Annotated in this window: 20 protein-coding genes, 1 tRNA gene and 1 pseudogene; 12 read left to right on the top strand and 10 right to left on the bottom strand. The window is 73.3% G+C overall.

All coding sequences use genetic code 11. From position 1 onward, the window contains the following. Positions 1–39: 39 nt before the first annotated feature. Positions 40–1,704: an arginine--tRNA ligase gene (argS, locus tag H1A17_RS23925; protein WP_194822937.1), complete on the bottom strand. Its 1,665-nt coding sequence runs from the start codon at positions 1,702–1,704 to the stop codon at positions 40–42. A 98-nt stretch (positions 1,705–1,802) separates the two neighbouring features. Between argS and H1A17_RS23920 the strand changes: the two genes are divergently transcribed. From H1A17_RS23920 to H1A17_RS23905, 4 genes are all read left to right on the top strand, one after another. Then, on the top strand, positions 1,803–2,621 hold the full coding sequence (locus tag H1A17_RS23920) for a DUF3105 domain-containing protein (protein ID WP_145921474.1): 819 nt from the start codon (positions 1,803–1,805) through the stop codon (positions 2,619–2,621). 10 nt (positions 2,622–2,631) lie between these two features. Then, complete coding sequence (locus H1A17_RS23915; RefSeq protein ID WP_145921475.1) at positions 2,632–3,297, top strand: DUF305 domain-containing protein; 666 nt, start codon at positions 2,632–2,634, stop codon at positions 3,295–3,297. A 185-nt stretch (positions 3,298–3,482) separates the two neighbouring features. Then, positions 3,483–4,178 (top strand): winged helix-turn-helix domain-containing protein, encoded by a 696-nt coding sequence (locus H1A17_RS23910; RefSeq protein WP_194822936.1) that lies wholly within the window; start codon positions 3,483–3,485, stop codon positions 4,176–4,178. A gap of 260 nt (positions 4,179–4,438) precedes the next feature. Then, positions 4,439–4,513, top strand: a tRNA-Arg gene (locus tag H1A17_RS23905). Positions 4,514–4,747: 234 nt separating this feature from the next. Here the strand turns inward: H1A17_RS23905 and ligD are convergent. Beyond that, a complete protein-coding gene (ligD, locus tag H1A17_RS23900) occupies positions 4,748–5,707 on the bottom strand; it encodes a non-homologous end-joining DNA ligase (RefSeq protein ID WP_194822935.1) in 960 nt (319 codons plus the stop codon). 360 nt (positions 5,708–6,067) lie between these two features. Here ligD and H1A17_RS35335 point away from each other — a divergent pair, with 360 nt between their 5' ends. From H1A17_RS35335 to H1A17_RS23885, 3 genes are all read left to right on the top strand, one after another. After that, positions 6,068–6,400 (top strand): helix-turn-helix domain-containing protein, encoded by a 333-nt coding sequence (locus H1A17_RS35335; RefSeq protein WP_194822938.1) that lies wholly within the window; start codon positions 6,068–6,070, stop codon positions 6,398–6,400. A 104-nt stretch (positions 6,401–6,504) separates the two neighbouring features. Then, positions 6,505–7,092: a TetR/AcrR family transcriptional regulator gene (locus tag H1A17_RS23890; protein WP_145921478.1), complete on the top strand. Its 588-nt coding sequence runs from the start codon at positions 6,505–6,507 to the stop codon at positions 7,090–7,092. 13 nt (positions 7,093–7,105) lie between these two features. Beyond that, positions 7,106–9,310 carry an MMPL family transporter gene (locus H1A17_RS23885; RefSeq protein WP_145921479.1) on the top strand — a complete coding sequence of 735 codons (2,205 nt, stop codon included), beginning with the start codon at positions 7,106–7,108 and terminating at the stop codon, positions 9,308–9,310. 93 nt (positions 9,311–9,403) lie between these two features. Here the strand turns inward: H1A17_RS23885 and H1A17_RS23880 are convergent, their stop codons facing one another. After that, on the bottom strand, positions 9,404–10,660 hold the full coding sequence (locus H1A17_RS23880; RefSeq protein ID WP_145921480.1) for an erythromycin esterase family protein: 1,257 nt from the start codon (positions 10,658–10,660) through the stop codon (positions 9,404–9,406). A gap of 90 nt (positions 10,661–10,750) precedes the next feature. On the opposite strand from H1A17_RS23880, the gene H1A17_RS23875 reads away from it, so the two are divergent. Continuing rightward, entirely contained in the window at positions 10,751–10,942 is a 192-nt protein-coding gene (locus H1A17_RS23875) for a DUF2795 domain-containing protein (protein ID WP_145921481.1), read from the top strand. Positions 10,943–10,971: 29 nt separating this feature from the next. Here H1A17_RS23875 and erm read toward each other — a convergent pair whose 3' ends face one another. Next, complete coding sequence (erm, locus tag H1A17_RS23870) at positions 10,972–11,796, bottom strand: ErmE/ErmH/ErmO/ErmR family 23S rRNA (adenine(2058)-N(6))-methyltransferase (protein ID WP_194822934.1); 825 nt, start codon at positions 11,794–11,796, stop codon at positions 10,972–10,974. Between the two features lie 579 nt (positions 11,797–12,375). Next, entirely contained in the window at positions 12,376–13,281 is a 906-nt protein-coding gene (locus H1A17_RS23865; RefSeq protein WP_145921483.1) for a Gfo/Idh/MocA family protein, read from the bottom strand. 203 nt (positions 13,282–13,484) lie between these two features. Here H1A17_RS23865 and H1A17_RS23860 point away from each other — a divergent pair, with 203 nt between their 5' ends. Together H1A17_RS23860 and H1A17_RS23855 are read left to right on the top strand one after the other, a co-directional pair. Further along, positions 13,485–13,889, top strand: a complete 405-nt coding sequence (locus H1A17_RS23860) for a hypothetical protein (RefSeq protein WP_145921484.1) — start codon at positions 13,485–13,487, stop codon at positions 13,887–13,889. Beyond that, positions 13,882–14,356 (top strand): annotated as a pseudogene (locus H1A17_RS23855) (hypothetical protein). The gene H1A17_RS23860 and the pseudogene H1A17_RS23855 overlap by 8 nt, the downstream one beginning before the upstream one ends. Here H1A17_RS23855 and fabG read toward each other — a convergent pair. Beyond that, entirely contained in the window at positions 14,329–15,087 is a 759-nt protein-coding gene (gene fabG / locus H1A17_RS23850; protein ID WP_145921486.1) for a 3-oxoacyl-ACP reductase FabG, read from the bottom strand. The pseudogene H1A17_RS23855 and the gene fabG overlap by 28 nt on opposite strands. Positions 15,088–15,185: 98 nt before the next feature. Then, a complete protein-coding gene (locus H1A17_RS23845; protein ID WP_145921487.1) occupies positions 15,186–16,838 on the bottom strand; it encodes an alpha-amylase family protein in 1,653 nt (550 codons plus the stop codon). A gap of 111 nt (positions 16,839–16,949) precedes the next feature. Between H1A17_RS23845 and H1A17_RS23840 the strand changes: the two genes are divergently transcribed. Both H1A17_RS23840 and H1A17_RS23835 read left to right on the top strand, forming a co-directional pair. Further along, entirely contained in the window at positions 16,950–17,564 is a 615-nt protein-coding gene (locus tag H1A17_RS23840) for a DUF1349 domain-containing protein (RefSeq protein WP_194822933.1), read from the top strand. Between the two features lie 171 nt (positions 17,565–17,735). Continuing rightward, on the top strand, positions 17,736–18,416 hold the full coding sequence (locus tag H1A17_RS23835) for a DedA family protein (RefSeq protein WP_194822932.1): 681 nt from the start codon (positions 17,736–17,738) through the stop codon (positions 18,414–18,416). Positions 18,417–18,556: 140 nt separating this feature from the next. Here H1A17_RS23835 and H1A17_RS23830 read toward each other — a convergent pair whose 3' ends face one another. The 3 genes from H1A17_RS23830 to H1A17_RS23820 form a co-directional block, all read right to left on the bottom strand. Next, positions 18,557–20,119: a cellulose binding domain-containing protein gene (locus H1A17_RS23830; protein WP_194822931.1), complete on the bottom strand. Its 1,563-nt coding sequence runs from the start codon at positions 20,117–20,119 to the stop codon at positions 18,557–18,559. A 221-nt stretch (positions 20,120–20,340) separates the two neighbouring features. Further along, a complete protein-coding gene (locus tag H1A17_RS23825; protein ID WP_145921491.1) occupies positions 20,341–21,777 on the bottom strand; it encodes a carbohydrate-binding protein in 1,437 nt (478 codons plus the stop codon). Positions 21,778–21,853: 76 nt separating this feature from the next. Continuing rightward, positions 21,854–22,585, bottom strand: a complete 732-nt coding sequence (locus tag H1A17_RS23820) for a membrane protein insertase YidC (protein ID WP_145921492.1) — start codon at positions 22,583–22,585, stop codon at positions 21,854–21,856. Positions 22,586–22,851 lie beyond the last annotated feature (266 nt).

The following is a 22,851-nucleotide window of genomic DNA, read 5'->3' as shown; positions in this document are numbered from 1 at the left end:
TCTGGGGGGCCCGCCCGCCCGCTTCCCGGGTACCCACGGTCACATCCGCTCCGGGGCGGAGACGCCGAGCAGGCGCAGCCCGTTGGCGATCACCGTGCGGGTGGCGTCGTTGAGCCAGAGCCGGGCCCGGTGCAGGTCGGTGACCTCCTCGTCACCGCGCGGCAGGATCCGGCAGTTGTCGTAGAACCGGTGGTACGCCCCGGCCAGGTCCTCCAGGTAGCGGGCGACCCGGTGCGGCTCGCGCAGCTCGGCGGCGGCGGCGACCACGGCGGGGAACTCGGCGAGCGCCTTGAGCAGCTCGTTCTCCTTGTCGTGGTCGAGCAGCTCGGGGTGGAACCCGGCCCCGTCGCCCCGGCTCAGGCCGACCTCGGCGGCGTTGCGGCCGACGCTGGCCGTCCGGGCGGCGACGTACTGCACGTAGTAGACCGGGTTGTCGCGGGTGGCCCGGGTCCACAGCTCGACGTCGATGTCGATGGGCGAGTCGCTGGAGTAGCGGGCCAGCGCGTAGCGGGAGGCGTCCACCCCGATCGCGTCGACCAGGTCCTCCAGGGTGACCACGGTGCCCGCCCGCTTGCTCATCCGCAGCGGCACACCGTCGCGGACCAGGTTGACCAGCTGGCCGATGAGGATCTCCAGGTTGACCGCCGGGTCGTCACCGAAGCAGGCGGACATCGCCTTCATCCGCCCGATGTAGCCGTGGTGGTCCGCACCCAGCATGATCACGACCCGCTCGAAGCCGCGCTCCCGCTTGTCGAGGTAGTAGGCGCAGTCGGCGGCGAAGTACGTCCACTCGCCGTTGGACTTGCGCAGCACCCGGTCCTTGTCGTCACCGAAGTCGGTGGTCCGCAGCCAGGTCGCCCCGTCGGCCTCGTACAGGTGGCCCTGCGCGCGCAGCCGGTCCAGGGCGAGGTCCAGCTCGCCCCGGTCGTGCAGGTCCTTCTCGTTGAAGTAGGTGTCGAACTCCACCCCGAAGCCGCGCAGCGAGGACTTGATCTCGGCGAACATCAGCGTGACGCCCTCGACCCGGAACACCTCCTGGGCCTGCGCGTCGGGCAGGTCGAGCACGTCCGGCCGGACCGCCCGGACCTGCTCGGCGATCTCGGCGATGTACGCCCCGCCGTAGCCGTCCTCGGGGGCCGGCTCGCCCTTCGCGGCGCAGAGCAGCGACCGGGCGAACCGGTCGATCTGCGACCCGGCGTCGTTGAAGTAGTACTCGGTGCCGACGTCGGCGCCGGTGGCCCGCAGCAGCCGGCTGAGCGCGTCGCCGACCGCGGCCCAGCGGACCCCGCCGATGTGCACCGGGCCGGTCGGGTTCGCCGAGACGAACTCCAGGTTGATCCGCTGGCCGGCGAGCCGGTCGCTGCGGCCGTACTCCTCGCCGGCCTCGACGATCGCCCGGGCGAGCTGGCCGGCGGCGGCGGCGTCGAGCCGGATGTTGAGGAACCCGGGGCCGGCGATCTCCACCGACTTGATCCCGGCGGCCCGACCGAGCTGGTCGGCCAGCGCGGCGGCCAACTCCCGGGGCGGGACGCCGACCTTCTTGCTGAGCTGGAGGGCCAGCGTCGAGGCGTAGTCGCCGTGGTCGGGGTTGCGCGGTCGCTCCACCGCCGTGTGCGCCGGGAGCGCGGCGGGGTCGAGCCCACGCTCGCGGAAGACGGCGTGGGCTGCGGAGAGGACGACCTCGGCGAGTTCTGCGGGAGTCACCGAACCATGTTATCGGGGGTAGACTCGGGCACTCGGCGGCGACCCTGAGCGTCACCCGGCCCGCCAGATCCCCTGACCGACCGACCTGACGAGGGACGATGAGCATCAGCACCCCGGGCGGCCCGCAGCGCCGTCCGACCGTGGTCAGCACCGGCAAGAAGCCGGCGGCGGGCCGGCCCGCCGCCGGCGCCAGCAAGCCCGGGGCCGCCAAGTCCACGGGCACCCCCCGGCAGACCTCGGGCGGCAAGGGCCCGCGCAAGCCGATCGCCCCGGTGAAGGTGAGCCAGGGCCGGTCCTGGGGCCCGATCGCCCTGTTCGTGGCCGTGGGCGTGCTCGCCGTCTCGATCATCGGTTACGGCGCGTACGCGGCCTTCCAGGGTTCCAAGTCGTGGGAGCAGCGGGCCTCCGAGATCGACGGCATCGTCGACTTCCGGGAGAAGGACCCCAAGCTCGTCCAGGGCGGCCAGCACCAGCAGGGCGCGATCAAGTACGACGTGCTCCCGCCGGTGGCCGGCCCGCACAACCCGGCCTGGCAGAACTGCATGGGCGACGTCTACGACGCCCCGATCGCCAACGAGCACGCGGTGCACAGCCTGGAGCACGGCACGGTCTGGATCACCTACCGTCCCGACCTGCCGGCCGACCAGGTCAGCAAGCTCCGCAGCAAGGTGCAGGGCGTCGAGAAGGCCATGCTCAGCCCGTTCGAGGGGCTGGACAAGCCGATCTCGCTCCAGGCGTGGGGCTACCAGCTCAAGGTCGACAACGCCGACGACAGCCGGATCGACGAGTTCATCAAGACGCTGCGGGTGAACGCCTCGGTCGAGGGCCCGAACGCCAACTGCGGTCAGGGCATCACGGCCACCGGCACCGCCCCGCGCGACAACGTCCCGCAGCAGCAAGAGATGCCCACCCAGTGAGGACGTGGCGATGACCGCTCCCGCGACGACCGACACGCCGCCCGTCGAGCCCCCGGTCACCCCCTCCGGTGACCGGCGGCCCGCCGGCCGTTACGGCGTGCTCGCGCTGACCGCCGCCGTCGTGGTCGGCCTCCTCCTCGGGTACGCCGGTGGCCTGCTCACGCCGACGTTGACCCGGCCGGGCGACAGCTCGCCGGAGGCCGGCTTCGCCCGGGACATGAGCACCCACCACGCCCAGGCGGTGGAGATGGGGCTGATCGTCTTCGACCGGGGCACCGACCCCGAGGTGCGGCAGATCGGCGGCGACATCGCCACCGGCCAGCAGGGCGAGATCGGCACCATGCAGACCTGGCTGCGGTCGTGGGGGCTCGACCCGACCGGCAGCGAGCCCCGGATGGCCTGGATGCCCGACGGGGCCAAGGTCGAGAACGGTCTGATGCCGGGCATGGCGACGCCGGAGGAGATGGCCAAGCTGCGCGTCGCCCAGGGGCGCGAGCTGGACGTCCTCTTCCTCCAGATGATGATCAAGCATCACCTCGGCGGCATCCACATGATCCAGGGCATCCTGGACGCCGGCAGCGACGACGACGTGCTCGCGGTGGCCCAGATCATGAAGAACACCCAGCAGACCGACCTGACCAACCTGCAGAACGCGTTGAAGCGCCTGGGCGGCTGACCCGCCCGACCTCCTGGGAGGCCCGCGTACCGCTCCGGCGGACGCGGGCCTCCGCGCATCCGCCGGACCCCGTGACAGGTTATGGGTGATTTGCATCTTTAGCGTGCTGCGCACCTTTGAGGGTCTACGAGAGGTTTCTACCTACATATCGTGACCAGTTGCGATTAGTGCTCGTTGCGTAGGACGTGGGGGTTGCACTCAGAGACGCGCGGCGCTCGGTCACCAGCTGGTGCCGACGCCACACCATCGGCGGTGACGGAGCGGTGGCAGCCGCCCGTCGCGGACACCGGCAGGGCGAGTCGGGAGCGCTCAGCCGGCAACAGGAACTCGAACTGATCGACGTACTGCGCGGCGTCCACCCCGACGCCTTCGGGCTGGACGAGGAACTCTGGACGCGCCAGAGCCTCGCCGCGCTGATCCAGCGCCGCTTCGACCTGACCATGGACGCCGGCACCGTCGGGGCGTACCTGCGGGCCTGGGGGCTGGGCCCCCGGGAACCGCGCGAGCGGGCCTGCGGGCTCTGCGTCGGCGCGGTCGAACGCTGGGTACGCGGCGAGTACCCGGCCATCACCCGGGCCGCCCAGGAACACGACGCGGAGGTCTACTGGATCGGCCGGGTACGCCTACGCGGCACCATGCCCGCCGCCGAGGTGATCTCGGCGGTGTCGTCCCGGGGCCGGGTCCGGTTCATGGTCACCACGCCGAGCGTGGACCCGCCGCTCCCCCGGGACTTCGTGTTCCGGCTCAGCGGTACCGACCAGCACCCGGTGCACCTGATCGTGGACGGCTCCTGGCCCCGCAACGAGTGGCCCCGCCGACTGCCCCGGCGCATCGTCCTGCACCCGCTGCCGAGCTGCGGGCGCACCCTGGCCGCCGCCTGACCAGCCCGGCCCGGCCGCCGGTGACGGCTCGGCGGCCGGCGTGGTCGCTGCGACCAGCCTGCTGATCAGCTCGCGCCGGCCGACGGTGACAGCCAGCCCTGGGTCACCGGTGACGGTCCGCCCGCCGCCGACGGATCGGTGCGGCCACCCCTCGCCCGCCTCGGCGTCACGATCACGCAGGTCAACGGGGAGAACCGAGGGGTCCCGGGTGGCGATTCGGTGATCCCGAAGGGGGTTTGCTACTCTTCTCAGGTCGCTGAGCCCCCGTAGCTCAGGGGATAGAGCACCGCCCTCCGGAGGCGGGGGCGCAGGTTCGAATCCTGCCGGGGGCACCACGGACGACCAGCACTAGAAGGCCGCTGACCAGGGAAAACCCGATCAGCGGCCTTCGTCGTATCTCCGGCCGTCAGCGGCCCGTGGCGGGTGTCCGTGCCGTCGGCGTGCCGATCCAAGGCGATGATCCGCTCAATGTCGGCCCTGTTGCGCTGTCGCGGCATCGGGGATGCCGCCACCTCGGCCCACGGGAGTCGATCAAGCCCGGCCGATCCCGAGGCCGGGCGGGCGGCGGGTCAGGGGGATTCGCGGCGGGCCCTGGCGCGGCGTTTCCCCTCGTGCATGGCCTGCACCCGGGGCACCGGGATGGTGCGCCCCTCGGCCACCAGGTCGGCGGGGAGGCGTTGCGGCGCGGGCATCGCCCCGGCCCACGGGTCCCGGTCGCCGAGCACCGCCGGGACGGTCCGCACGGTGAAGTCGCCGGGGCTGATCCGGTCGAGGTCGTCCCAGGCCACCGGGAAGGAGACCGGGAGCCCGGGGCGCATCCGGGGGCTGTACGCGGCGACCACCGTCGCCCCGCCGGCCCGGGTGGGGTCGACGAAGACCCGGCCGCCCCGGTCCTCCCGGATGAAGGCGGTGGTCGCCGCCTGTGGGTCGAGACGCTCGGTGTGCAGGGCGAGCGCCCGGGTCGCGGCGGCCACCTCCTCGGCGGTGGTGTCCGGGTGCACCGGCACGAAGACGTGCAGCCCCTTCGCGCCGCTGGTCTTCACCGCGCCGGCCAGCCCGACGTCGGCGAGCGCCCGGCGGACCGCCCCGGCGACCCGGGCCACCGTCGGGAAGGCGTCCCCCTCGGGCGGGTCGAGATCGAGCACGAGGTGGGTGGGCTGCTCGGGGAGGGTCGCGGTGACCAGCGCCGGGTGGTACTCGATGGCCCGCTGGTTGGCGAACCAGAGCAGGGTGCGCCGGTCGTCGCAGAGCGCGTACGACACCTGGCGGTGCGAGGTCTCGGCCCAGATCGCGGTGCGGCGTACCCAGTCGGGGGTGTATTTCGGCAGGTTCTTCTGCATGAACGGCTCCTGCCCGCGCAGCAGCCGGACCACCGACAGCGGCCGGTCGCGCAGGCCGGGCAGGATGCGGTCGCGTACGGCGTCGAGGTAGTCGACCAGGTCCCGCTTGGTCAGATCGCTGCCGGCGAGCAGCGGCTGGCCCAGGTTGGTCAGGCCGACCCCGTCCCGCGTCTCCTCCGCCCCACCCATCCGCCCACCCTCCCGGCCGTACCGGCCCGGCGCAACCCCGACACGGGTCGGCCGCCGGTCCCGTCGTCGGGGTGTCCGTCTGTGACCATGGCACCGGCGGAAGGAGGCACCCTCGTGTCCCGGGAACTCAGCGACGGCCGCACCGGCGGGCAGCAGGACGACGACAGCCACGCCGGCCCGGACCAGCACGGCCACGGCACCGGGAACCAGCACGGCACGGACCGGGACGGCAGGGACCGGGACGGCAGGGACCGGGACGGCACGGACCGGCACGGCACGGACCGGCACGGCACGGACCGGCACGACGGGGAGCAGGACGACGACAGGTGTGCCGGCGGGGGACGGGACGGCGACTGCACCCTGCGGGAGGCGCTGGACCGGGTGGGCGGCAAGTGGGCGATCGGCATCCTGTTGGCCGCCTCCCCCGGCCCGGTCCGCTTCTCGGAGCTGACCCGGCAGGTGGAGGGGATCAGCCGCCGGATGCTCACGTTGACGCTGCGCAACCTGGAACGGGACGGCCTGTTGCACCGCCGGGTGCATCCGGGCGTGCCGCCGAGGGTCGAGTACCGGGCCACCCCGATGGCGTTGGAGCTGCACGAGCCGTTGCTGGCGTTGACCGCCTGGGCGCAGCGGCACCGTACGGCGATCAGCGAGGCGCGGTCCGCGTACGACCGGAGGCACGGCCGGGCATGACGGTGCGTCACGGGAGCAACGGGCCCGGCGCTGTGGCGAACGCCACCGACTTTCTCTGACCGATCGGTCAGTGTCTGACCGATCGGTCAGGCATGCTGGAACGCATGATCCGACGCACCCCCCGCACGCACGGCGAGATCCTCGCCGCAGCGGCCCGGCGGTTCGCGGTGACCGGCTACAAGGGCACCTCGTTGCAGGACATCGCCCGCGAGGTGGGCTGCTCCAAGGCGGCGGTGCTCTACCACTTCGCCGGCAAGGAGGCTCTGCTCGCCGAGCTGATGGCGGGACCGATCGCGGTCCTCTGCGAGCTGGACGAGCGGATCTCGACGCTGACCGGCGCGGCGGCGCAACGCGTGGCGGCGGAGGGCTTCGTCGACCTCGCGGTGCGGTTCCGGGGCGAGATCGCGCTGCTGCGCGGGGAGTTCCCGGAACTGCTCGCCCAACCGGCCTTCGCCCACATCCAGCGCATCTCCGAGCGGCTGATCGAGGCGATGACCGGCCCCGACGGCGGGCAGGACGCGCGGGTCGCCGCGCTGGTGCTGCTCGCCGGCATCGCCGAGGGGTGCGGTGCGTTCGCCGACATCCCCGACGAGGAACTGCGCCCCGCCCTGCTGGCCGTCGCCCAGCGGGTGCTCGTCACCCCCGCACCGCCGCCACCACGGCCACCTCTCGACCACCAACACCAGGATTGAGGACAAGGATCTGATGGCGACCCTGCTGTACCGGCTAGGCCGGGCATCGTTGCGCCGCCGGCGACTCGTCGTCGCCGTCTGGCTCGTCGTACTCGTCGGCCTCGGCATCGCCGCCGCCACCCTGAAGGGCCCGACGGCCAGCAACTTCACCATGCCCGGCACCGAGTCGCAGCAGGCGTTGGACCTGCTCGCCGAGCGGTTCCCGGCAGCCAGCGGCGCCACCGGCACCATCGCGGTGAAGGCACCCGCCGACGGCCAGTTGACCACCCCCGACGGGCAGGCCGTGGTCAAGGGGGTCGTCCAGGAGGCGGCCACCCTGCCCGGCGTCATCGGCGCGGTCGACCCGTACCAGTCCCAGGCGATCACCCCCAACGGCCGCTACGCGCTGATCCAGGTGCAGTTCGCCACCGGCGCGGACGACGTCACCGACGACCAGCGGGCGGCGTACGAGAAGGTCGGCGCGCAGGCCGAGGCGCAGGGGTGGCAGATCGCCCCCGGCGGTGAGGTGCTCAACTCCGAGCCGGAGGTCGGCTCGACCGAGGCGCTGGGTGTGCTCGTCGCCGCGATCGTCCTGATCATCACGTTCGGCTCGCTGGTCGCGGCCGGGATGACCATGCTGAACGCGCTGATCGGCGTCGGGGTCGGCATGGCCGGCCTGTTCGCGCTGAGCAGCGTGGTCGAGCTGACCAGCACCGCGCCCATCCTGGCCCTGATGCTCGGCCTGGCGGTCGGCATCGACTACTCGCTGTTCATCACCTCCCGGCACCGGCAGCACCTGCTCGAAGGGCTCACCCCGGAGGAGGCCGTCGGCCGGGCCGTCGGCACCGCCGGTTCCGCCGTGCTCTTCGCCGGCGCCACCGTGGTCATCGCGCTCGCCGGCCTAGCCGTGGTCGGCATCCCGTTCCTCACCGTGATGGGTCTGGCCGCCGCCGGCACGGTCAGCGTCGCGGTGCTGGTGGCGATCACCCTCGCCCCGGCGCTGCTCGGCTTCGCCGGCCGCCGGGTGCTGCCCCGCAAGCTGCGCAACGCCACCCCGGCCACCGGGACCGTCGACGCCACCGGGACCGTCGACGCCGCGCCGGCCGCCGAGGACCGTTCCGGCTTCGGGTTCCGCTGGGCGCGGTGGGTGACCCGGCTGCGCATCCCGGTGATCCTGGTCGGTCTGCTCGGTCTCGGGCTGCTCGCCCTGCCGGCCCAGGACATGCGGATCGCCCTGCCGGACGCCAGCACCGCCCCGGTGGGCAGCCCGGCCCGCACCAGCGCCGACCTGATCCGGGAGGGCTTCGGTCCGGGCTTCACCGGCCGGCTCGCCGTGGTGGTCACCTCGGACTCCCCGCAGGACACCGCCGCGGCCGTGCCGCAGGTCGCCGCGCTGGTCCAGCGTACGGACGGGGTGTTGGCGGTGGCTCCGCCGCAGCTCGACCCGTCCGGGCGGACGGCGCTGATCGGGGTGATCCCGAAGAGTGGGCCGACCGACGCGGCCACCGAGACGCTGGTGCACGACATCCGGGACCGGGTGGGCTCGATCGGCAACGCGGAGGTGCTGCTGACCGGCGTCACCGCGATCGGCATCGACGTGTCCGAGAAGCTGTCCGACGCGATGCCGGTCTACCTGCTGCTCGTGGTGGGGCTGTCGATCCTGCTGCTGATGCTGGTCTTCCGGTCGATCCTGGTGCCGTTGAAGGCCGCGCTGGGCTTCCTGCTCACGGTGGCCGCCACCTTCGGCATCACCGTCGCGGTGTTCCAGCAGGGCCACCTCGCCGGCCTGGTCGGCCTGGACAGCCCGGCCCCGCTGATCAGCTTCCTGCCGATCCTGCTGATCGGCATCCTGTTCGGCCTGGCCATGGACTACGAGGTCTTCCTGGTCTCCCGGATGCGGGAGGACTTCGTGCACGGCGACACGGCCCGGCAGGCCACCATCAACGGGATGGGGCACGGGGCCCGGGTGGTCACCGCCGCCGCGCTGATCATGATCTCGGTCTTCGGCGGCTTCGTCTTCCTCGACGACCCGGTGATCAAGTCGATGGGCTTCGCGCTCGCCGTCGGCGTCGCCATCGACGCCTTCGTGGTCCGGATGACCATCGTCCCCGCCGTGATGTCCCTGCTGAACGCCAGGGCGTGGTGGCTCCCCCGCTGGCTCGACCGGGCCCTGCCCAACGTCGACATCGAGGGCGAAGGTCTCCGCGCCCACCTCGACAAGCAGCCGGTCAACGTCTGACCCTGCCGATCATGGAGTTGTGGTGCCCGGCCCGGGGTTTTCGCCCCGTTCCGTCCGGCACCACAACTCCATGATCCACGCAGCGGACGGGGGTCAGACCCCGGCGGGGTAGGTTTCCAGTTCGCCTACCGTGGGTCGGGTGGGTAGGGGGTGCAGGGCGGTGGAGGCGTCGCACCAGACGAAGGCGTCGTAGCGGTCGGCCAGCCGGCTCGGCACGTAGTTGCCCCAGCGTTCGAAGGTCGGGTCGTAGACCACCCCGATCGCCCGGTGCTCGGCGGTGTCGGTGACCCAGTCGGGCTGGTCGGGACCGCCGAAGACGAGCACCGCCCGCTCCGGCAGCAACTCGTGCAGCCGCCACTCCACCGAGCCCTCCCGGGCCGGCGGCACCGTCATCACCTCGGCCGGTGAACCCCAGTGCGGGGCGGCGACCACGGTGCCCCGGTAGCCGCCGAAGCCGATCAGCGTGACCGCGTCCCGGCCGAGGCGTTCCCGGGCGAGCTGGCCGATGTTGACCATCCCGTCGCCGGCCATGTCGGTGGCGCGGGCGTCCCCGATGTGGGTGTTGTGCGCCCAGACGATCCCGCGCGACCCCGGGCCGTACCGGGTCAGCAGGCGGTCCAGGGTGTCGGCCATGTGGATGTCGCGCACGTTCCAGGAATCCGGCCCGCCGTGCACCATCGCCCGGTAGTACCGCTCCGCGCCGGCCACCACCTCCGCGTTCTGCCAGGCCGCGAAGGCGTCCGGGCCGTCCGAGGCGACGTGTGCCCGGGTACGCGCCAACAGCCGGATCACCTCCTCCTCGCAGCGCGCCGAGACGAACCGGCTGGCCGCGCCGTACTCCTCGACCCGCCGCCCGTACGGCTCGAAGCACCGGTACGCGTCCTGCGCCGCCTCCATCGACTTCGGGTCCTCCTCGCCGAGGTAGTCGAAGATGGCCTGCATGGACTCCCACAGGCTGTAGACGTCGAGCCCGTGGAAACCGGCCCGCTCCCGCTCCGGGCGCTCCAGGTTCCACGCCCGCAGCCAGCGGCAGAACCGGTCCACCTCGGCGTTGGCCCACATCCAGGTGGGCCAGCGGGTGAACCGGCCCAGCGCGGTACGCGGGTCCTGCGCGCCGCCGGGCGCGCCCACCACCGACCGGTGCACCCGGTCGCAGTCCGGCCAGTCCCCCTCCACCGCCACGAAGTCGAACCCCTGCTCGGCGATGAGGCGTCGGGTGAGCTGCTCACGCAACCGGTAGTAGTCGTAACTGCCGTGCGTCGCCTCGCCGATCATCACCACCCGGGCGTTCCGGGCGCGCTCCAGCAGCGGGTCGAAGTCGCTCGGCGTACCGAGCCGCTGTACCAGCATGGGCGGGGCTACCCGGCAGGGTCGGCGGACAAACCGCCGGCCGGCCCGTGACGGGCGGTGTGTCGCCGGGCGGAACGGGTAGCCGGCGGCATGACCGTCACCGGGATGCAGTTGCAGGAGTACCTGGCCGGGCTCGACTACCCGGTCTCCCGCGAGGACCTGGTCCGCTGGGGTCAGGAGAACGGCGCCAGCACCGAACTGCTCCAGATGCTGCGGGCACTGCCCGCCGGGCAGTTCGACGACCCGGCCGAGCTGAACGAGGCCCTCGGCACGCTCGCCTGAGCCGCCCCCGCCTGCCCCGCCCCGACCGGTCACCACCGGCGGCCACCGGCGCGACCCGTGGGAGCGTGCAGCAACCGGAACAGCACCAGCCACTGCTCCGGCCAGACCAGCCCGACCGGGGTCGCCGGGTCGAGCCGCGCCGCCCGCAGCGCGCCGTCGACCCGCCGGCCCGGATGGGCCGTGCGCAGCGAGGCCGCGAGCGACCCGCCCGCCCCGCCGAACCCCAGCTCCACCATCCTGCGGTACGCGGGCAGCCCGGCCGGGTCCAGCAGCGCCGCCGGCCGGCGGTCGATCCGCAGGATGCCCCCGTCGACGGCGGGCACCGGCCGGAACGCGGTGCGGGCCACCCGGCCGGACAGCCGCCAGTGGTACTCCGGCCAGGTCAGCACGGTCAGCCGGGTCCACCGGCCGAGGTCACCGGTCCGTTTACGGGCGTACTCCCACTGGGTGAGCAGGGTGGCCGCGCGCAACCGGGGTGCGGCGAGGCACCAGCGGACCACCGCCGCCGTCAGCGACCAGGGAATGTTGCCGACGACGGCGAACGGCTCGTCGGGTGGTGCGGCGGTCAGGAAGTCGGCCTGCCGGTGCCGCACGTGCGGCAGCGTCGCGCACACCGCCGCCAGGGCGGGGACGACGGCCGGGTCGACCTCGTAGGCGATCAGCCGGCCGCACCGCTGCGCCAGCGGCCGGGTCAGCTGGCCACGGCCGGCGCCCACCTCCAGCAGCAGGTCGTCCGGGCCGGTACGGGCCGCCCGGACCATCCGGGTCACGGCGGCCGGGTCGGCGAGGAAGTTCTGGGACAGTACGCGACGGGACCGGTCGCGTGCGGTGGTGCGGTCGGGGCGGGGCGCCACGGGGCTCGTCCTGTCTGTCGCCGCTCGGCGACGGTACGGACAGGCGCAGCACGACACCGGGCCTGTCCGAGCGGATCGGGACTCGGACGACCCTGGAGATCGGCGGGGACGCGACGCGAGGAGAGCGCGGACCGTGACCAGCCACGATGGCGGCCAGACCACAGTGGCGGTCAGGCCGGGGTGGTGCTCGGGTCAGGCGCGGTGGGCGTCCCGGCCGGCCAGGGCCGGACGCCGGACTCGCGGGCGGGCCACCAGGAGGGGGCCCCGCGCGGCCGACGTGACGGCCACGGTGATCAGGGCGTGCGTGAACATGGAGGCCACGCTAGTGCACCCCGCGTGTCGCGCAACGGCTTTTCCGCTCCCGTCCGCCGCGGCCCCGGACACCGACGGACGAGCGTCCACTCTGATCACCTCGGGTGACCACGGACGGGGCAGCACCGCACGCACGTCGACATGCCTGGCAGGCATATTCATGCCTGCCAGGCATATCGTCCGTCGTCGCATCCGGGGCCGGCCCGGTCCACGCCGGCCGACCAGGCCGGCCCGGGACACGCCTACAGGTCGACCGGGTCGCGGCGGTCAGGGCCGGAGGTCGACGGTGCGGGCCTCGGCGCGGGCGGTCTGGGCCGCCGCCAGGACGGCCACCACCTCCCGACCGAAGCGGACGTCGCACCGGTGGTCCCGGCCACCCGAGTCGATCTCCGTCAGCAGTTGGTCGACGGCGGTGCCGAACGCGGTAAGCGAGTCGCCGTCGGCGGGCGGGACGACCGCGGTGCCGTTCTCGCCGTAGAAGACGTTGTCCCGGGTCACCGCCGTCGGCGGGGCGTCCAGGGTCAGCGACAGCGCGCTGGTCGCGCCCCCGTCGTGGGTGAGCAGCAGGTGCACCAGCCCGGCGGGGCCGTCCATCGCGGCGACCCGGGTGACCCGGCCGAGCACCGGCAGCACGATCGACAGCGCGTGCGGGCCGATGTCCCACAGCGCGCCCTGCTCCCGCCGCCACCGGGAGCCGCCGTACGGGCTGCCGGTGGCGTAGATCGAGGCGAACTGGGTGACCCGGGCGTGCTGCCAGCCGCCGACCGCGGCGGTGGCGGTGAGGAAGCCGTCGACGTTGGGGTGGAAGCGTTGGGTGAAGAAGACCACCGAGGCCACCCCGGCGGACCGCGCGGCGGCGACCACCCGGTCGGCCTCGTCGAGGCTCAGCGCGAGGGGCTTGTCCAGCAGCAGGTGCCGGCCGGCGGTGGCGGCCCGGACGGCGATCCCGGCCTGCACGTCCGGGGGCAGCGCCACGGCCACCGCGTCGCAGGCGTCGAGCAGGGCGTCGACGTCGTCGAACGCCGGTACGCCGTGCCGGGTGGCCAGCGCGGCGGCCCGGTCGGGGTTGCGCCCCCAGACCCCCACCAGTTCGGCGCGGGGATGGGCGTCCAGCCCGGCGCCGTGGGTGCGCGCCGCCCAGTGGCCGGTGCCGAACAGGCCGAACCGCAGCACGAGGTACCCCCGGTCTCGTCGTCGGCCACGCCCGGTCGCAGCCGTGATCCACGCTAGTCGCCCGCCCCTGTTCGCGCAGCCGACGGCCGCCGACCCGCACCGCCGTCCACCGACCGGGAACCCGGGCCGCCGACCCGGGACCGGGACGACGGTGATTACTACGCCGGTTAGTAGGCTGTGCCGGTGACCGAGACACCTATCGGATGGCGGCGATGACCGGCGCGGCGTCGGCCGGTTCGCCGGTGGGCGGGGTGCTCGCCACCGTGACGATCGGGCTGTCGCTCGTACTCGCGCTGTGGGCCCTGGTGGCGGCGGTCCGGCACCGGCCGCCGGACCTGGTGCAGTCCGTCGGGCTGGGCCTGCTGGAGGTGGCGCTGCTCGCGCTGACCGTGCTGGCCCTGGTCGCCGTCCTCGGGGGTGAGCGGCCGGGCGAGCCCGGCGCCTTCTTCGGCTACCTGGTGACGCTGGTCTGCCTGCCCCCGCTGGCCTGGGTGCTGGCCCGGATGGAACCGACCCGGTGGGGGTCGGCGATCGTCTGCGCGGTCTGCCTGGTCCTGCCGGTGGTCGTGGTCCGGCTGCAACAGACCTGGGAGGTCGTCGGTGGCTGACACCCGGACGGCGCGGCGCGCCACCAACGCGGGGCCGGGGCGGCTGCTGATCGCCGTCTACATCCTGTTCGCCATCGCCGCCACCAGCCGGGCCGGGCTCCAGATCGCCACGAAGTTCGACGAGGCCCCGGTGGCGTACCTGCTCTCGGCGATGGCCGCGCTGATCTACATCGTGGCGGCGGTCGGGCTGGCCCGTGCCGGGCACGCCGGCCGCCGGGTCGCGCTGGCCTGCTGCTCGGTGGAGCTGGTCGGGGTGGTCGGCGTCGGCGTGCTCAGCCTGGTCGACCCTGAGCTGTTCCCCGACGAGACGGTCTGGTCCGGCTTCGGCAGCGGGTACGGCTACATCCCGCTGGTGCTGCCCGTGCTGGGCCTGCTCTGGCTGTGGCGTACCCGCACCGCCGCCGACGCCTGACGCCGCCTGCGACGCCCCGGCCCCCGGTCAGTCCTTCGGGCCGCCCGCGACGTAGATGACCTGGCCGGAGACGAAGGACGCGCCCTCGCTGGCCAGGAACGAGATGGTGTGCGCGACGTCCTCGGGGCGGCCCGGACGGCGGACCGGGATCTCGGCGGCGGCGTGCTTCTGGAGGTCGTCGAAGTCGACCTTCATCCGGGCGGCGGTGGCGGCGGTCATGTCGGTGACGATGAAGCCGGGGGCGACCGCGTTGACCGTCACCCCGAACGGCCCCAGCTCGATCGCGAGGGTCTTGGTGAAGCCCTGGAGGCCGGCCTTGGCCGCCGCGTAGTTGGCCTGGCCCCGGTTGCCCAGCGCCGAGGTGCTGGACAGGTTGACGATCCGGCCGTACTTCCGCTCGACCATGTGCCGCTGGGCGGCCTGGCTGAACAGGAACGCGCCGCGCAGGTGCACCCCCAGCACGGTGTCCCAGTCGGCGTCGGTCATCTTGAACAGCAGGTTGTCCCGCAGCACCCCGGCGTTGTTGACCAGCACGGTCGGCCCGCCCAGCTCGGTGGCGACCCGCTCGACGGCGGCCTCGACCTGGTCGCGGTCGGCGACGTCCGCGCCGACGCCGACGGCCCGGCCGCCGGCGGCGGTGATCGCCTCCACGGTCGGTCCGGTCGCCGCCTGGTCGATGTCGACCACGGCGACGGCCATGCCGTCGGCGGCCAGCCGCCGGGCGGTGGCCGCGCCGATACCGCGTGCGGCTCCGGTGACGATGGCGACGCGGGGCTCCTCCGACATGACTACCTCCCGGTAACTTCTGGCTCGACCGGAGGAGCCTACCCGCCCCGACGCCCACCGACGTCCCGGCCGGGCGGGGACGTCGGCGGGCGGGCCGGTCAGTAGGTGGTGGACCGGCGGAGCCGGATCCAGCGGTAGCCGTGCCCGCCCAGCTTCAGGCTGTCCAGCTTGCCCACGTCGCCGTAACCCCGGTCGGTCAGGACGTCTATCGGCAGGTCCGCCTCGGGGGCCACGCTGCTCAGGTCCACCTCCACGTCCTCGGTGCCGAGGTTGTGCAGGAAGACCATGGTGCCGGTCGGGCCGTCGGCGCGGTGCGCGAGGACCCCGGCCGGCATCGGCACGTCGATGTGCGTGGTCGAGCCGGAGCCGATCTCCGGGGCCTCCCGCAGCGTCCGGATCATCCGCTCGAACCAGGCCAGCAGCGACGTCGAGTCGCCCCGTTGGGCGGTGACGTTGACCTGCTGGTAGCCGAAGTCACCCTTGTCGATCACCGGGCGGATCAGCTTCTCCGGGTCCGCCGTGGAGAAACCGCCGTTCTCCTTGTACGACCACTGCATCGGGGTACGGATCGCGTTCCGCCCGTCCAGCGCGAGGTTCTCCCCCATCCCGATCTCCTCGCCGTAGCGCAGCACGGGCGTGCCGCGCAGCGAGAACTGGAGCGCGTACGCCAGCTCGATGTGCCGGCGGTCGTTGCCGAGCATCGGGGCCAGCCGGCGCCGGATGCCCCGGCCGTAGAGCTGCATGTTCTCGTCCGGGCCGAACTTCGCCAGCACGTCGTTGCGCTGGTCGGCGGTGAGCCGGGACAGGTCGATCTCGTCGTGGTTGCGCAGGAAGGTCGCCCACTGGCCGCCGGTGGGCAGCTTCGGGGTGTCGCGCAGCGCGTCGATGATCGCCTCCGGGTCCTCCCGGGCGAGGGCGAGCATCAGCCGGCCGTTGAGCATGAAGTCGAAGAGCATGTGGATGCGGTTGCCCGAGCCGCTGCCGTCGCCGAAGTAGACCGGGAGCTGGTCGGGTTCGACGTTCGCCTCGGCCAGCAGCACCGCGTCGCCGCGCCGCCACTGCACGTGCTGGCGCAGGTCGGTGAGGAAGTCGAAGTCCTTGGGCGCGTCCGGGTTGCCCGGCTCGGTCTGCTCGATGATGAACGGCACGGCGTCCATCCGGAACCCGGAGACGCCGAGCTGGAGCCAGAACGAGGTGATCTTCTTGATCTCGGCGCGGACCTTCGGGTTCTCGACGTTGAGATCCGGCTGGAACTTGTAGAAGCGGTGGTAGTACCACGCCTTGGCGGTCCGGTCGTAGCTCCACGTCTCGTGCTGCTCGCCCGGGAACACCATGCCCTGGTGCCGGTCCGCCGGCTCGTGGTCGGCCCAGACGTACCAGTCCCGGTACGGCGAGTCGGGCGAGGACCGGGCGGACTGGAACCACGGGTGCTGGTCGGAGGTGTGGTTGACCACCAGGTCGATGATGACCCGGATGCCCCGGTTCTGCGCCTGGTGCAGCAGCTCGGCGAAGTCACCGAGGGTCCCCAGCCGCGGGTCGACGTTGTAGAAGTCGGTCGCGTCGTATCCGTCGTCCTGGTTGGGCGAGGGATGGATCGGGTTGAGCCAGAGGCAGGTCACCCCCAGCCGCGCCAGGTAGTCGAGCCGGCCGATCAGGCCCCGGAAGTCACCGACCCCGTCGCCGTCGGAGTCCGCGTACGTGTCGACGTCGAGGCAGTAGACGACGGCCTCGGAATACCACCTGTCACCCATGCCGGCCTAATGTCTCCGGTGCGCCGACGCCGCAAACGCGAGCCCCGTTCCGTCGTCCGTCGGCGGCCACCGCGCCGACCCGGGACGGGCCGACCGGGGTACGGTCCGGGGATGGCTGCGCATCCGACGGACGGCTCCCGCACCCTCGACTGGGACGAGGGCCGGTGGCTGCACCCACCGGTACGGGTGGACCGGGCCGGCGACGGCGCGCTGCTGGTGGAGCCGGCCGCCGGCAGCGACCTGTGGCGGCACACCAGCTACGGCTTCGTCCACGACGACGGGCCGGCGCTGCTCGCCCCGCTGCCGGCCGACGGCGCGGTCGAGGTGGACTTCCTGCTCGACTACACCGAGCAGTTCGACCAGGCCGGAGTGCTGGTCCGGGTGGACGAACGGAACTGGATCAAGGCCGGGGTGGAGGTCAGCGACGGCCTGCCGCAGGTCGGCGCGGTGGTGACCCGGGAGGTCTCCGACTGGTCGGTGGCGCCGGTGCCGCAGTGGAGCGGCCGGCAGGTGACCGTGCGGGCCAGCCGCGGCGGCGACGCGCTGACGGTGCGGGCGCGGGTCGCCGACGAACCGTGGCGGTTGGTCCGGCTGGCCCCGCTCGACCCGGACGCGGTGGCGCTGGCCGGGCCGTTCTGCTGCGCGCCCAGCCGGGGCGGGCTGACCGTCCGGTTCACCGGCTGGCGACAGGGGCCGGCGGACCGGGCGCTGCACCCCTCGGACTGATCCCCGGCTCAGTCGGCGCCGTCGACCGTTCGGCACGACGGCGCAGGTCGCAGCGTACGGCCGGGCCCGGCGGGCGGCGGCCGACGGGGGTGGGCTCACTCACCGGAGGGTGTAAGTGGTGGCCGGCTGGGTACCACTGTCCGATCCCGCCGGCCCGCTGGAAGGACGCCCATGGCTCTCGCCGAGAACGTCGACCCGAACCAGTTCACCGGGCTGACCGGATGGGTGGCGGGCGTCATCGACTCCCTCGGCGCGGTCGGGGTCGCCTTCCTGGTGGCGCTGGAGAGCATCATCCCGCCGATCCCGAGCGAGATCGTGCTGGCGATGGCCGGCTACCTCGCCGCCGAGGGCCGGTTCAGCCTGGTGGTGATCGTCCTCGCCGCGACGGTCGGTTCGCTGGTCGGCGCGCTGGTGCTCTACTGGCTCGGCGCGGCGCTCGGCGAGGAACGGCTCAAGCGCTGGCTGGACCGCATCCCGCTGGTCGACCGGGACGACCTGGAGAAGGCCGACCGCTGGTTCGAGCGGCACGGCCGGTGGGCGGTGCTGATCGGCCGGCTGGTGCCGGTGGTGCGCAGCCTGGTCTCCGTCCCGGCGGGCGCGAACCGGATGCCGATGGGCGAGTTCGTGCTGCTCACCACGCTGGGCAGCGGGGTGTGGAACGCGCTGGTCGTCGGCCTCGGCTACACGCTGGGCTCGCGCTGGCAGGACGTGGAGAAGTACAGCGACTGGTTCAACTACGCCATCTTCGCGGTCTTCGCCGTCATGCTCGTGAGCTGGGCCAGCAAGAAGATCCGCTCCCGGCGCGACCGGAACGACCGGGGTGACCGGCGGTCGGTGTCCGCCGACCACTGACCGGGTCACCGCGCCGGCCCATCCGCGCGGGCCGCCCGGCGGCGAGGGGCCGCGAAGACGGCCCGCCCGAGGAGCCGGCCGGCCGGGGACCGCCGCCCGGTGGGGCCGCCGGACGGGCCGGCCCCACCGGGCGGTGGTGTTCAGAACTTCGCGGTGATCGAGGTGAACTCCCAGGTGCCCTGGCTGATGCCGGAGCAGTTGGCGACCACTCCCCCGTCCGGGCAGGCGCGGTCCCGGTTGACCGACCAGAAGGTGAACCGGGACAGCCCCCGTGCCCTGGCCCAGTCCCGGATCTGCGTCCAGGTGGCCGGCGTGGTCAGCTCCCGCTGGTCGGACAGGCCGTTCATGCCGCTGATGCCCATGTGCGCGTACGCGGTGGCGTCGGACCAGCCGAACGCCGACTTCAGGGTGGTCTTCAGCCCCTCGGCGGCGTTGACGGTGCTCTGGTACATGTCCGCCCCGCCGCCGAAGTCGAACGGCATGATGGTGAAGGTGTCGATGTTCGCGCCGAGCGCGGCGGCCTGATTGATCAGCCGGGTGCCGTAGTACGACGGCCCGGTGGTCGAGGTGCCGAAGGTGACGATCGTCCTGATCCCGGGGTTGTTCTGCTTGACGATCTTCAACGCGCCGAGGATGCGGTCCTGCACCGCCTCGTTCTCGAACTCGTCGCTGTTCTCGATGTCGATGTCGATCGCCTTCAACCCGTACGCGTTGATCACCTGCTGGTACGCCCCGGCGAGGGCGCTGGCCGACGCGCAGTTCGGGCCGAGCTTGTTGCCGCTCCACCCGCCGAACGAGGGGATGACGTCGCCGCCGGCCGCCCGGATCGCGGCGATGGTGCCGGCGTGCGCGCCGCCGGTGAGCGGGCCGGAGCCGTCCCAGGCCGGGGTGCAGCCGCCACCGGAGAGCACGAACGCGATGGTGAACCACTTCACCCCGGTCGCCCCCATCACCGTGGCCGGTGCGGGCGGGTCGCCCCAGCCCGGGTAGAGGTAGGGGGCGGCGGCCATCGTGCCGGTGCCGCCGGTGCAGCCGGTGGTGGTGGCCGACACCGGGGCCGACTTCGCCGACTCGCCGGCCGCGTTGTACGCCGTGACGGTCCAGCTGTGGGTGGAGCAGGCGGCCAGCCCGGAGACGGTGGTCGAGGTGCCGGTGACGGTGGCCTTCACCGTGCCGCCCTCGTAGATCCGGTAGCCGGTGACCGTGCCGGAGACGGCGTTCCAGGCCAGCGTGGCCGAGGACGCGGTGGTGCCGGTGACCCGCAGCCCGCCCGGGGTGGCCGGGCCGGTCGGGTTGCCGGGCCCTCCGCCGGTGCAGGACCCGCCGTTGACCGTGCAGTTGGTCGGGTCGCCGGTGCCGGCGACGACGAAGCCGAAGGTGGTGCTGGCGCCGGGGGCGAGGCTGCCGTTCCAGCTCTGGTTGAGGGCGGTGACGTGCTGGCCGGAGCTGCTCAGCCGGGCGTCCCAGAACGAGCCGACGGTGCTGCCGGACGGCAGGTCGAACACGACGTTCCACGAGCTGATCGCGGTCGAGGTGTCGTTGGTGACGGTGAACTTGGCCTCGTACCCGCTGCCCCAGCTGGCGGTGCGGACGAAGGCGGCGGTGGCGGCGGACGCGGCCGGCGGGGCCACGAGCGTGCCGGTGAGCAGGGCGGCGGCGAGCGCGACGGCGAGGGTGGCCGCGCGGGGGGTGCGGAGTCTCACGGGTGGCCTCCAGTGGACCGGGGCGGGGGCGTCAGGGGTGCGACCGGCCCGGGGTGCGCGGGCCGGTGGACGCGGTCCGGGGGTGGGACCGCCGGGACGACCGGGAGGGCATCCACGGTCGTCCACGTCCGCGCCTATTATTAAGACTCTTAACTGTTAATGTCCAGAGCCCACCGACGAGGGGGCCGCACCGGTGCGGCGCGACCCCCTCGCGGCCCGGGTCAGCGACGGAAGGTGAACCAGTTGACGTTGACGAAGTCGGACGGCTGACCGCTGCTGAAGGTGAGGTAGACGGTGTGCCGGCCGGTCACCGCCGACACGTTGCCCGGCACCGACCGCCAGCTCTGCCAGCCACCGGTGTTGGCGACGGCGAAGCTGCCGATCGGGGTGGCGGTCGGGCTGTCCACCCGTACCTCGACCAGGCCGCTCACCCCGCCGGCCGCGCCGGAGGCCACCCGGGCCAGGAAGTCGCGCGGGCCGCTGCTGCCGAAGTCCACGTTGTCATAGCGGGCCCAGTCACCGTTGCGCAGCGCGGCGATGTTCTGCCCGCCCTCGGCGCACGTCTCGACGGCCACCCCGTTCTGCCCGGAGAACGCCTCGGCCTGGATCGTCGAGTAGGCGTCCACGGTGCCCGACGGCGGCGGCGTGGTCGGGGCCGGCGTGGTGGGGGTCGGCGTCGGGGTGGAGCCGCCACCCCGGCGGTAGACCGCGACGTAGTCGACGAGCATCGGCCGGCCGGAGACGGTCGACCCGGTCGGCGTGACGGCGCCGGCCACCCCGTCCGGGAAGGAGCCGCCCATCGCCACGTTGAGCAGCAGGAAGTAACCGCCGTGACCGGTCATCTGCGCCCAGTAGGTGGCACCGACCTGGGTCTGGGTCACGGTGTGGAACAGCTGGCCGTCGACGTACCAGCGCAGTTGCTGCGGGCTGACCGAGGTGTCCCACTCGGTGCGGTAGGTGTGGAACGCGGCCTGGCAGGCGCTGCCGGGGCAGACCCGGGTGGCGCCCAGCCCGCTGAACTCGTTGCACGGACCGCCGGGGGCGACCCCGCAGTGCAGCGCGCCCCAGACCTGGTTGAGCCCGTTGACGTTCTCCATCACGTCGATCTCGCCGATGCCCGGCCAGTTCTGGTAGTTGCCCCGGTAGGGCGCGCCGAGCGCCCAGAACGCCGGCCAGTAGCCGGCCGCCTGGGCACCGGTGACGTTGGGCATCTGGATCCGTCCCTCGATCGCCAGCACCCCGCCCGACGGGGGCTTGAAGTCGGTGCGCACGGTCTCGATCCGGGCCGAGGTCCACCGGCCGCCGGAGTCGCGCAGCGGGGTGATCCGCAGGTTGCCGGACCCGTCCTGGGCCAGGTTGGCGGTGCTGCCGGTGTACGTCTGGATCTCGCCGGTGCCCCAGTTGGCCGGGCCGCCCGGGTAGCTGGTGCCGGTGTCCACGATCCAGTTGGCCGAGGACGGCAGCGTGCCGGCCGAACCGGTGAAGTCGTCGCTCCACACCAGGCTCCACCCCGACGGCGGCGTGGGGACGGCGGCCTGCGCGGCGACCGAGACGCCGGTCAGCGCGGTGGCGGCGGCGAGCGTGACCGCCAGGGCGAGCCGGCGGCGGGGCCGGCGCGGGGCGGTGGGGGCGACCGGAGCCGCCGGGACAGCGTTCATCGGGATGCCTCTCTGGGGGGACGGGAGCAAGAGAGCGCTCTCTGAGCGGTTTTCTACGCTCCCGCCCCACCACTTGTCAACGCTCGTCGATGGCTCCGGCCGGCACCGGTCGCGGCCGACGCAACAGCACGTGCTCGGCCACCGTCCACCCGGTGGTGGTCACCAGGTAGAGCACCGCCGCCAGCGGCACCACCAACGCCAGCAGCACCGTGCCGTACGGCAGCAGCGGCAGCACCCGGGCCAGCAGCGCCGCCCCCGGCTGGTCGGCCGGGACGGCGGCCGACGCCGCCGCCCGCCGGGACAGCACCGTGGCCAGGCCGGCCAGCGCCGCCAGCAGCACCCCGAACACCAGCAGCACCGACGGGGTCAGCCCGTCGCCCAGGTGCCAGCCCAACGGCACCCCGGCCAGCCGCGCGTCGAGCAGCCCGCCGGCACCGTCCCCGGTGCCGAAGAGCCGGTACATGACCAGGAAGAACGGGGCCTGGAGCAGCGCCGGCAGGCAGCCCGCCACCGGCGACGCCCCGGCACCGCGGTAGAGCGCGAACACCTCCGACTGCAACGTCGCCGGGTCGCCCGCGTACCGCTGCTGGAGCTGGCGTAGCTGCGGGGCGAGCGCCGCGCGACGCCGCTCCGCACGGACCTGGGCGACGGTGAGCGGTGAGATCAACAGCCTGACGGCGATGGTGAACAGCACGATCGCGACGGCGGTGGCGACCCCGCCGGCCAGCGGCGTCAGCAGCCCGGCGAGCCAGCCGACGACGGAACCCGCGGCGGCGGCCGCGTCGTGCACAGGTGAGAAGGCGAGCATGGGGGAACCCCTCGGTCCGATTCCGGAGGTCCGCACGCGACGGTGACCGGCGGCCCGTCAGGGGCCGCCACAAGTCCGCGTGGGACGGATGGCGACGGAACCGGTCGGGGGTCGGCGGCGCGCGGGCTCAGCCCGCGACCGGGGACCAGCCGACCGGGAGGGGACCCCCGGGTGCCCGGGGGCGGGGCAGTTGCGGCCCGCCCAGCAGCAGCCACAGCGCGCTGGTCAGGGACAGCAGCTTGGCCAGCGCGTAGTCGTCGCGCGGC

It is taken from the genome of Micromonospora sp. S-DT3-3-22, from assembly GCF_015354745.1.
Taxonomy (GTDB): Bacteria; Actinomycetota; Actinomycetes; order Mycobacteriales; family Micromonosporaceae; genus Micromonospora; species Micromonospora wenchangensis.
The sequence above is the reverse complement of the archived record's forward strand: the minus strand, read 5'-3'. Positions and strand labels throughout refer to the sequence as shown.